The sequence below is a fragment of the Kitasatospora sp. NEAU-69 genome, assembly GCF_057158765.1.
Genome location: NZ_JBWXUE010000074.1, coordinates 1 through 11,516 on the forward strand (window position 1 = coordinate 1; position 11,516 = coordinate 11,516).

General features: G+C 68.6%; 2 protein-coding genes. Both read left to right on the forward strand.

Features of this window, described 5'->3' with window-relative positions:
• Positions 1-54: 54 nt before the first annotated feature.
• Positions 55-1,353, forward strand: a complete 1,299-nt coding sequence (locus AC060L_RS37120; RefSeq protein ID WP_483802471.1) for an IS701 family transposase — start codon at positions 55-57, stop codon at positions 1,351-1,353.
• A 347-nt stretch (positions 1,354-1,700) separates the two neighbouring features.
• Positions 1,701-11,516: LamG-like jellyroll fold domain-containing protein (locus AC060L_RS37125; RefSeq protein WP_483803408.1), on the forward strand; the 9,816-nt coding region annotated here is incomplete at its 3' end.

Consider the following 11,516-nt stretch of genomic DNA (forward strand, 5'->3'; position numbering starts at 1 on the left):
GTACTACAGCCTCAGATCATGTGACCGCTGATCGTTCCTGTCGTTGGAGTAGTCATGCTGGCTGATGTGACGCAGGAACAGGTCGAGGGGTGGGCTGAGGAGCTCGCGGTACTGACGGGAGAGCTCGGGCATCTGTTCGCCCGGCCGGAGCCGCGCGAGGTCTTCGCGGACCTGATCGAGGGCCTACTGTCCGGCCTGGGGCGCAAAAACGGCTGGACGATCTCGGAACGCGCAGGTCATGCCACCCCGCACCGAATCCAGAAGTTCCTGGGTGAGGCGTCATGGGACGCCGAGGCCCTGCTGGCCGAGCTACGAGTCTATGTAGCTGGGCAGTTGGGTGACCCGCGCTCCACGCTGGTCCTGGATGACACCCAAGCCCAGAAGAAGGGGAGCAAGTCGGTGGGCGTGGCCCACCAGCACTGCGGCGTGACGGGGGACGTACGCAACTGCCAAGTGATGGTGATGCTCACCTACGCTTCCCCGCTGGGGCACACCTTCATCGACCGGCGCCTGTACCTGCCCGAGTCCTGGACCGGGGATCGGGAGCGGTGCCGCGAGGCCGGCGTCCCCGACGAGGTCGCCTTCGCCACCAAGCCCCAGCTGGCGACCGCGATGCTGGAACGCGCCCTGGCGGACGGGGTGTTGTTCTCCTGGGTCGTGGCCGACTCCGGCTACGGCCGCGACCCGCACCTGCGCGCGTATCTCCACCAGACACGGCTGCCCTACGTGCTGGCGGTCGCGGTGGACCTGCCCCTGGACGGGCCGCCGGGCAAGCCGCGCCAGCCGGCGGTGAAGCGCGCAGACCATCTCCTGCACTACGCCAAGTCCCGCGACCAGTGGGAACGCCGCTCCTGCGGGGAAGGCTCGAAGGGACAGCGGTACTACGACTGGACCGCGTTCCAGGTGGCGGTCACCGGTCAGGACCCGGCCGAGGGCTTCAAACACTGGCTGCTGATCCGCCGCACCACAGCGAAGAAGAAACTGGGTGGCGGCCGGTTCGACTACGAGTACGCCTACTTCCTGGCCCATGCCCCCGTGGGCACCCCGACCGCCGAGATGATCCTCCAGGCCGGCGTGCGCTGGCAGATCGAGGAGGACAACGAGCAGGGCAAACAGCTCACCGGACTGGACCAGTACCAGGTCCGCAAGTGGACGTCCTGGCACCGCCACGTCACCTGCTCGATGCTCGCCCTGGCCTTCCTGACCGTCCAGCGTGCCCACCACCGCGCCCCGACGACGGAGCCGGATCCCGTCGGACCAGAACCGGCCCGGGACACCGGAGCCCCGATCCCCAGCCAGCGGGAAACGACGGGAAAAGCCCAGGTCACCAGGGACAGGAGTACACCCGCCTGACCCCACCCGCGCCAGCCGCCGACACTCCCGACGCGAACCTGCCGCTGATCCGCCTCACCGTCGCCGCCTTGGCCGCACTGCTCGCGGTCACCGTCCTGACGACCCACCACGCAGATGCCTACCACCTCCAGCAGCACCAGTGGCGTGCCGAACACCAGACCAGAGCCACTGTCAGCCACTACGACCGACGCGACGACCCACTCCCCGCAAGACTCCGCGCCTGGCGACGAAACGAACCGACTCGATCACAACTTCAAGATCTGAGGCTGTAGTACAAGCGGGTGTTCCCGGTGAAGGTGGATCCGACGACCGCGCCGAATCTCAGCGCGGGACAGTCCACCTGGGTGATGAGTCCGTTCACGGCCAACAACTCGAGCCTCACCGACCTGCGTGTCGGTACGTACGACTCCGGGACGAATGTCGCGAACAGCTACATGACGTTCCCGGCGGTCTCCTCCGCGCTGCAGAACGACTTCATCGAGAAGGTGCACCTGGAGGTGGATGCGCTGCATTCGTGGGACTGCGGGCCGCATTCCCTCTATGTCAGCCAGATCGCCAGTCAGTGGGATCCCTCTTCGATCAACACCTACCCGGGGCTGTCCATCGGGCAGCAGCTCGGTGTGAACACGCTGTCTCTGGGTGACAACTGTGGCGGGGTCAACTGGGAGGATTTCGATCTCGGCGACAGTTCGACCGATCCGGGCTCGCAGCTGGTGAACAGTTGGGCGCACGGCGGTACGAACTGGGGGTTGGCCCTGACCGCGTCCGCCACTGATTCCACCGCGTGGAAGATCTTCGCCAGCGCAGCCTCGCCCAACGCGCCGTACCTGGTGATCACCTATGCCGACTGGGCGGCCGACTACTCGACGGGCAGCACGTACGTCAGCCCTACGGCTATCAGCCCCGGCTCACAGCAGGTCACCCTGACCAACCTGGGCGCGAACTGGTGGAACCCGTCCAGCATGCAGGTGCTGCCGCGCTTCTTCGACGCGAACTGGCACGAGCAGTGGCCGGCGGGCAAGGCTCCGTTCACCCCCGTGCCGGGGACGGTGGCCACCGGTCAGTCGACGACGTTCACCGCGACCATCCCCCCGATCCGTCCAGGGGCGAGCTATCAGATGTGCTGGGACGGCTACGTCGGCGGCACCTCCTCGCTGCACGACAACTACGGCGTCCCGTACAAGAACTGCAGCTGGGTGTCAGCAGTCAACGTTCCGCCGCAGGTCGATGCCATGACTCCGCTGGGCAATTCGGTGCTCGGCTCCCTGACGCCGCAGCTCGCGGCAGTGGGGCACGATCCCGACAACTATCCGGGCAACGGTGTCGCCTACGAGTTCCGGGTCTATGCGAACAACGCGATCATCGCGGACTCGGGGTGGCAGAACGGCCAGGCGTGGTCGGTGCCCGCGGGCGTGCTGGCGTGGGGTGGCACGTACTACTGGAACGTGCAAGTCAGTGACGGGATAGCCAGCAGCCCGTGGACGGGCTTCGTGTCGTTCACCACGCAGATCCAGCAGCCGCCGATCACCTCGCACCTGGGCGGCGCGGCCGGCGACGGCCAGGGGCACACCTTCGACCCGCAGATCGGGAACTACACGACGGCCGTTACCGACGCATCGGTGAAGGCGGTCGGCCCGGCGCTTTCGGTGACGCGGTCGTACAACTCGCTGGATCCGCGGTCGGGTTCGCTGTTCGGTGCGGGCTGGACCTCGCTGTTCGACATGCGGGTGCAGCCGGACGCGGACGACTCGGGCTCGGTGGTACTGACCGACGCGAGCGGGCGCACCGAGCGGATGGGCGCCAACGGTTCGCAGTTCACGCCGGCGCCGGGTGAGTACGAGACGCTGACGGCGATCTCGGGCGGGTATTCGCTGCTGCTGAAGAACGGGACGCAGTACACGTTCACGGCGCAGGGCAACGCGTACGTGCTGAACTCGGTGAAGGACGCGGCCGGGCACGTGCAGAACCTGCACTACACGGCCTGGCATCTGGACACGGTGACGGACGCGGCCTCGGGACGGTCGCTGCACTTCACGTGGACGTCGGACGCCAAGCACGTCTCGCAGGTTTCGACGGACCCGGTGTCGGGTGCGGCACTGGTGTGGACCTACGCCTACAACTCCGGGAACCCCGATGAGTTGGACCAGGTGTGTGGTCCGCCGACGGGGGGCAACTCGACGCCGGCATGCACGACGTACTCGTACACGCCGGGGTCCCACACGCGTACCGCGGTGCTGGATACGGCGCCGGCGTCGTATTGGCGGCTGGACGACTGCTGGCAGCCGATCGTGTACGGCGAGATGGCGCAGAACCAGGGCAACGACTCGGCGTGGTACACGAAGTCGGGTGTCACGATGGGCCCGAACGGGTCGGGGAACCTGTGTACGGCGAACTTCGACGGGCAGTCGGGTGCGGTGGTGTTGCCGGCGACCCAGCAGGACATCTCCAGCTACGTGTCGGTGGGTCTGTGGTTCAAGACGACCGGTTCGGGTGTGCTGTATGGGTACCAGACGGATGCGTTCCCGGCGGGCACGACCGGGCAGAACTACACGCCGGCGCTGTACGTGGGGTCCTCGGGCAAGTTGCACGGTGAGTTCTACCAGGGCAGTGCGGCCGCCCCGATCACCTCGGGCAGTGCGGTGAACGACGGCAAGTGGCACTTCGCGCTGCTGGCGGCCTCGGGCGCGTCGCAGACGCTGTACTTGGACGGCGCCGCGCAGGGCACGTTGAGCGGTCCGGTGATCGCGAACGGGCAGCACGCGCAGAGCGTGGGCGGCGGTTTCGCGGGTGGTTGGTGGCCGGACGAGCCCTTCCAGAACTTCGGTGACAACACCGGTCACGCCTGGTACTTCAACGGTTCGATCTCCGATGTGGCGTTCTACAACCACAACGTGGGCGCGCCGGCGGTGTCCGCGCAGTGGCAGGCCGCCACCTCGCCCGAGCTGTCGGGGATGAAACTTCCCTCGGGCAAGACGAAGCTGAATGTCACCTACGACCAGCGGCACGAGCGGGCGATCCAGGTCACCGACGCGAACGGTGGCACGTGGGAGATCAACCTGCCGTCGGTGAACGGCTCCGCGCAGGAGTACCGCGGCCAGGTCGTGGGCTCCGATCCGTCGGGGTACTGGCGCCTGTCGGACTGGTCGGGCACGCAGGCCGCGAACCAGGTGTACATACCGCGGCCCACCCCCGACAACGGCACCTACACGAATGTGACCTTGGGCGGGGCCGGTCCGATGACGGGCTCAGCCGGTTCAGCGACCTTCGACGGTGCGTCGTCAGCGGTGCAGCTGCCGGCCACTGGCATCCCCACGCAAGGGCCGGCCGCCGTGTCGCTGTGGTTCAAGACCACGGGCACCGGCACGCTGATGGGCTACCAGAGCTTCCCGCTGGGCTCCGCGCAGGCCCCCAACAGCGCGTCGTGGAACCCTGCGCTGTACGTGGGCACGGACGGCAAGCTGCACGCCGAGCTGTGGAACGGCGGCACCGGCACCCCGATGACCAGCTCGGCCGCGGTCAACGACGGCCAATGGCACTTCGCGGTGCTCTCCGCCGACGGACCCAGCACCCAGAACCTCTATGTGGACGGGAAGTTGAGCGCCGGGCCGCTGGCCGGCACGATCAGCGCCAACGGCACCCAGTACCTCTACCTCGGGGCCGGTAACGCCGACAAGTGGCCGAGCGCCGCGTCGACGCCGTTCGGGCACTTCAACGGGCAGCTCGCCAACGCGGCGATCTTCCCGCACGGCCTGTCCGCCACCACCGTCTCCTCCCTGTACGCCCAGGCGACCACTCAGACCGCAGCCCAGGGCGTCACCCCCTCCCGCCCCTCCGCCTACGACGCGGCGATCGTCTCCGCCCACCCCACCGGCTACTGGCGACTCGACGATGCGAGCGGCAACCAGGCCACCGAACTGCTCACTTCCGCCGCCCTCGCCCAGAACCGCGGCACTGACACCAACACCACCGGCGGCCAGAGCGGCCCCTGGGCCACCGGCACCGCGACCGCCACCGGCTTCAACGGCACCACCTCCACCATCCAACTCCCCGCCACCGCCATCCCCCAGACCTCCGGCGCCGCCACGGTCTCCCTCTGGTTCAAAACCGCCGCACCCGGAGTCCTCTACAGCTACCAGAACTACCCCCTCGGCCAGACCGGCGGCGGACAGCCGGGTGTGGGCAATCTGTGGGACCCAGCCCTGTACGTGGGCACCGACAACAAGCTCCACGGCTTGTTCATGCCGACCGCCTACACCACCACCACCGTCTCCGACACCACCGTCACGGACAACATCTGGCACCAGGCCACCCTCATCGCCAACGGCACGAGCCAGCAGCTCTACCTCGACGGCAAACCCACCGGCGCCCCCGTCACCGGCACCATCACCTACAACGGCTCCGGCTACGCCTACCTCGGCGCCGGCAACACCCAGGGCGGCTGGCCCAGCAGTCCCACCGACACCAGCGGCCACCTGAACGGCACCCTCGCCGACTTCGCCCTCTACAACTACGCCCTGCCGGCAGGCACGGTGAGCTCGCAGTACCAGGCCGCCACCACCGCCAACCCCGGTAACGGTTTCGACGCGGCCGGTGCGGCCCGCGCCCAAATCGTCCAGGCCAACCCGGTCGGCTACTGGCGCCTGGACGACCCGTCCGGCGCCTCCTACGCAGCCGACGAGCTCGGCACCGCGCTGCCCGACCCGACGGCCGGCACCTACACCAGCACCACCCTCAACACCGCCGGCCCCTCCGGCGACCCCACCCAGGGCGCGGCCACCTTCAACGGCAGCACCTCCGTCCTGCAACTGCCCGCCAGTGCGGCGCCGAAGCAGAGCCCGGCCAGCATGGAACTGTGGTTCAAGACCACCACCTCCGGCACCCTGTACTCCTACCAGGACTTCCCCCTCGGCGCCGCCCACTCGCAGACCGGCGGCCAGAACTGGAACCCGGCGCTGTACGTGGGCACCGACGGCAAGGTGCACGGCCAGTTCTGGATGGGCTGGACCGGCAGCACCCTGACCTCCGACCGCACCGTCACCGACGGCAACTGGCACCAGATCGTCCTGGCCGGCGATGACAGCGGCCAGACCATGTACCTGGACGGCACCCAGAGCGCCACCTCCGCCGCCGGAACCGGGAAGATCTACTTCAACGGCGCCCCGTACGTGTACATCGGCGCCGGCACCAACGACACCTGGCCCCAGGCCGGCAACCAGTACTTCAACGGCTCGATCGCCGAAGTCTCCTACTACCCCAGCAAGCTCAGCAACACCACCGTCGCCGGCCACTACACCGCGATGCGCAACGGAGCCAACCCGCTACCTGTCACCAGCGTCATCGTCACCGACCCCGGCAACCACAACACCACCTACAAGTACGACACCCGCACCTCCCGTCTGACCTCCTACACCGACGCCACCGGCAACACCACCAGCTACACCTACGACACCAACGGCTACCTCTACACCGTCACCGACCCCGACGGACACACCGTCACCACCGGCCACGACGCCCGCGGCAACACCGTCTCCCGCACCACCTGCCAAAACCCCGCCAGCTGCCACACCAGCTACGCCACGTACTTCCTCGATACCGGCAACCCGCTCAACGTCCTCAACGACACGATGCTGACCTCCAGCGACGCCCGCTCCAACGGGCCCGCTGACACCACCTACCGCACCACCTACACCTACAACGCCGCAGGCCAGCTCACCTCGACCACGACCCCGGCCACGCCCGACTTCCCCAAGGGCCGCACCACCTACACCACCTACACCGCCGGCACCGAACCCGCCGCGGGCGGCGGCACCATGCCACCGGGCCTGCCACTGGCCACCAGCAACCCGGTCGACGCGAACGCCTACCCACAGGCCGGCAGCGTGCCCGCCAACCAGACCACCCAGTACGCCTACGACGCCAAGGGCAACGCCGCCCAGACCACCAGCCCGCTCGGCCTCGCCACGGCTTACGGCTACGACGCGCTCGGCCGCCGAGCCTCGCAGACCGAGAGCTGCACCAACTGCGGCCAGGGGCAGACCGCTTCGACCGCCACGACCATTAATACGTGGGACGGCTGGGGTAACCCGGTCACCGAGACCGACCCGGCCATCACCGACGCGGTCACCGGCATCGTTCACACGCGGCAGACCACCACCGCCTACGACGTCGATGGTGACGAGACCAGTCAGACCGTCGCCGACACCACCGGCAGCGACAAGCCACGCACCACCACCTGGGCCTACAACGCCGCCAACGACCGCCTCGCCCAGACCACCGACGTGACCGGCGCCAAGACCAGCTACACGTACGACAGTTACGGGAACACCGCCACCAAGACCGACCCGGCCGGCACCAGCTACGCCTATACCTACTCGCCGCAGCGGTGGCTGCAGCAGACCGCCATCACCAACTACACCGGCAACCCCGACAGCCCGGTCGCCGCGCGCTCGCAGGTAATCGACTCACGCGCCTACGACCCGGCCGGCCGCCTGGCCACCGACACCGACGCGATGGGCCGCACCACCCACACCTACTACAACGACGACAACACCGTCGCCGAACTCGACCTCGACGGCTTCCACAATTTCAACCCCGCCACGCAGCAGTTCGACGGCACCACCCGCAACGTCGTCCTCCAGACCAACACCTACGACGCCGCAGGCCAACTCACCCAGCGCGTCACCGGCGGCGGCAAAACCACCGTCGTCAACACCTACGACCCGGCCGGCCGCGCCACCTCCACCACACTCGACCCCGGCGGCCTCAACCGCATCACCACCAGCACCTACAACGCCGCCGGTGACGTCCTCACCAGCAAGCTCACCGACGGCACCACCACCCGCGAAACCGACAGCACCTACGACACCGCGGGCGACGCCCTCACCGAGACCGTCGTCAACACCCCGCAGAACTCCGTCACCACCCACACCTACGACCAACGCGGCCTGCCACTGACCACCGTCAGCCCCAACGGCAACGTCACCGGTGCCATCCCCACCGCCTACACCACCACCTACTTCCACGACCCGGCCGGCCAAGCCGCCATCACAGACACCCCACCCACCCCCACCACCACCTTCAACACGACTACCGGCCAGCCAGTCACCCTCCCCGCCGCCGCAGCGGAAACCCGCACCGGCTACAACACCTTCGGCGAGCCCACCGAAGCCAAGGACCCGCTCGGCAACATCACCACCAACACCCACAGCTTCGACAGCACCGGCGAACACCTCGCCAGTGCCGCCAGCAGCTACACCACACCTGACGGCGCCTCGACGTTCACTGCCGTCACACAGACCGACTACGACAGCCTCGGCCGGCCCGCAAAGGTCACCGACCCCAAGGGCAACATCACCACCACCACGTACGACCAACTCGGGAACGTCGTGGAGACCGACCTGCCGGCCGTCGCCGGGACCACCCCCAAGTGGCTCTACACCTACGACCTCAACGGCGAGAAGCAGACCACGACCGACCCCCTCGGCGCCGAGACCCTCTCCACCTACGACGACCTCGGCCGCGCCGTCACCCTCAGCCAGCAGGTCCGCCAGACCAGTCACACCGGGGCCTCCGCGCCCGCGCTCTACACCGGCGCCTTCGCCTACGACGACGCCGGCAACCGAACCGGCACCTACACGCCCAACCACGAGCTCGGCACGTCGATCTACGACGCGTCGGGCGCGCAGACCAGTGCCACCGACCCGCTCGGCAACACCACCACCACGCGCTACGACTTGACCGGCGCGCCCGTCAAGATCACCGAGCCCGCCGATACCCCCGGCGGCACCGGCCGCGCCGTCACGACCACCTACGACTCCGCCGGCCGCGCCATCGCCGGCGCGAATCTCGACGCCACCGGTGCAACGGTGTCCAGCACCGCCGTCCACTACGACGCCAACGGCAACCCCGTCTCCGTCACCGATGCCGACGGCAACACCAGCACCGCTGCATTCGACGCGCTCGATCGCCCGATCGCCCAGACCGAGCCGATCGACGCCACCCACAGCGTCACCACCACGTTCGGCTACGACGCCGACGGGCACCGCACCGACTACCACGACGGCAACGGCAACGACACCTACACCACCTACAACAGCCGCGGCCTGCCGGAATCGGTTGTCGAGCCGGCAACCGCGGCCTACCCCAACGTCGCCGACCGCACCTACACCACCGCCTACGACGCCGAGAGTCTGCCCACCACGGTCACCGAACCGGGCGGCGTGAAGATCGCTCGCACCTACGACGCGGCAGGGCACGTCCTCAGCCAGAGCGGTACCGGCGGCGAGGCCCCCACACCCACCCGCACCCTGGGGTACGACCTCGACGGGCGCATCACCTCCGTCTCCACTCCTGGCGGGACGCAGTCCTACACCTATGAGGACCGCGGCGGCCTGTGGACCTCCAGCGGACCGCTCGGCACCGCGAGCATGACGTACGACCAGGACGGCAACCTCGCCGGCCGTACCGATGCCAACGGCACCAGCACTTATGGCTACGACGCCGCCGGCCGCCTCAAGACCCTGGCCGACCCCCTGACCGGCGTCTCGCTGACCTACGCCTACTACCCGTCAGGTCTCCCTCAGTCCGTCAACTACGGCAACGGCACCACCCGTTCCTTCACCTATGACGGCCAGCACAACCTCACCGCCGACACCCTCACCACGCCGACCGGCACCGAAGCCTCCCTCGCCTATGGCTACGACGCCGCCGGCCGCCTCAAGACCCAGACCACCACCGGCCTGGCCGGCGCCCCCAGCAACACATACAGCTACGACCAGGCCGGCCGGCTCGCCGGCTGGAACAACGGCAGCACCACCACGGGCTACAGCTACGACGCCAACGGCAACCTCACCCAGTCCGGCGCCACCACGGCCACCTACAACCAGCGCAATCAGCTCACCACCGCCGGCAGCACCAACTACACCTACACCGCCCGAGGCACCCGCTCCGCCGCCATCACCGGCGTGAGCACCACCGCGGCCACCTACGACGCGTTCGACGAACTGGCCACCCAGGGCAGCCAGACCTACACCTACGACGCCCTCGGCCGCCTGACCGGCACCGCCGGACACACCTTCAGCTACGACGACACCACCGACAACCCCACCTCCGACGGCACCGAGTCCTACACCCGCACCCCCGGCGGCGGACTCGTCAGCATCGGCACCGGCAACACCTCCGCCCTGGCCTACACCGACCGCCACGGCAACCTCGTCGGCACCTTCACCCCCACCGGCACCGCCCTGGCCGGCTCCAACTCCTACGACCCCTGGGGCAAGCCCACCGGCACCACCGGAACCACCAACCACCTTGGCTACCAAGGCGGCTGGACCGACCCCACCACCGGCCAGGTCAACACCGCCAGCCGCTGGTACGACCCCTCCACCGCCGACTTCACCAGCCGGGACACCGCGCCCCTCAACCCCACCTCCGCGACCAGTGGCAACCTCTACGCCTACGCGGACGACGATCCCCTCTCCCTTGCCGACCCCAGCGGCCACAGCGCCTGTGACTCTGGCGGGGGTGGCGGGGGAGGCGGAGCAGAACTCGCCTCCGATCCCGTGCCCCAGACCCCGGCGATCCCAGCGCCCCCTGTGGCACCGACTCCGGTAGTGCCGTACGACACGTGGCAGGGCATGGCGCCCCACGGAGCGCAGACCGTCGATCACAACCTGGGCAGCAGCCCGGCGCCCGCTCCCAGCCCCGGCCTGTGGCAGCAGATACAGAACGGCGTGAGCGACGGATTCAACTGGCTGCACAACGAATTGCACATTGATCACATGCCGTCCAGCGGCTCCGGAGGCTCCGTCATCCCGGGCTTCGGTGGCTTCTCGGTCGAGTTCGGATACAGCAGCTGCGACACCTCTCACCCCCACCGCCCCTCACCCTCGCACCCCTACCACCCGGTCTACGCGGCCGCCCAGGCCCCCGCGGCACCCGCCGCTCTGCCGGCCCCCAAGATCGACCTCGCCACGCTCACCCCGGGCCACGCCTTCGACGGCATCGGTGGCACCGCCACCCACGGCCCTGCCGCCAACGGCCCCGAAACCGGAGCCACCAACACCCTCGCCGCCACCGCCAACCCCGCAGCAGCAGGCGCGACCGCCTTCATCGCCCAATCCATGGCCGCCGACCAGTCACCCGGCCTCGGAATCACCACCTTC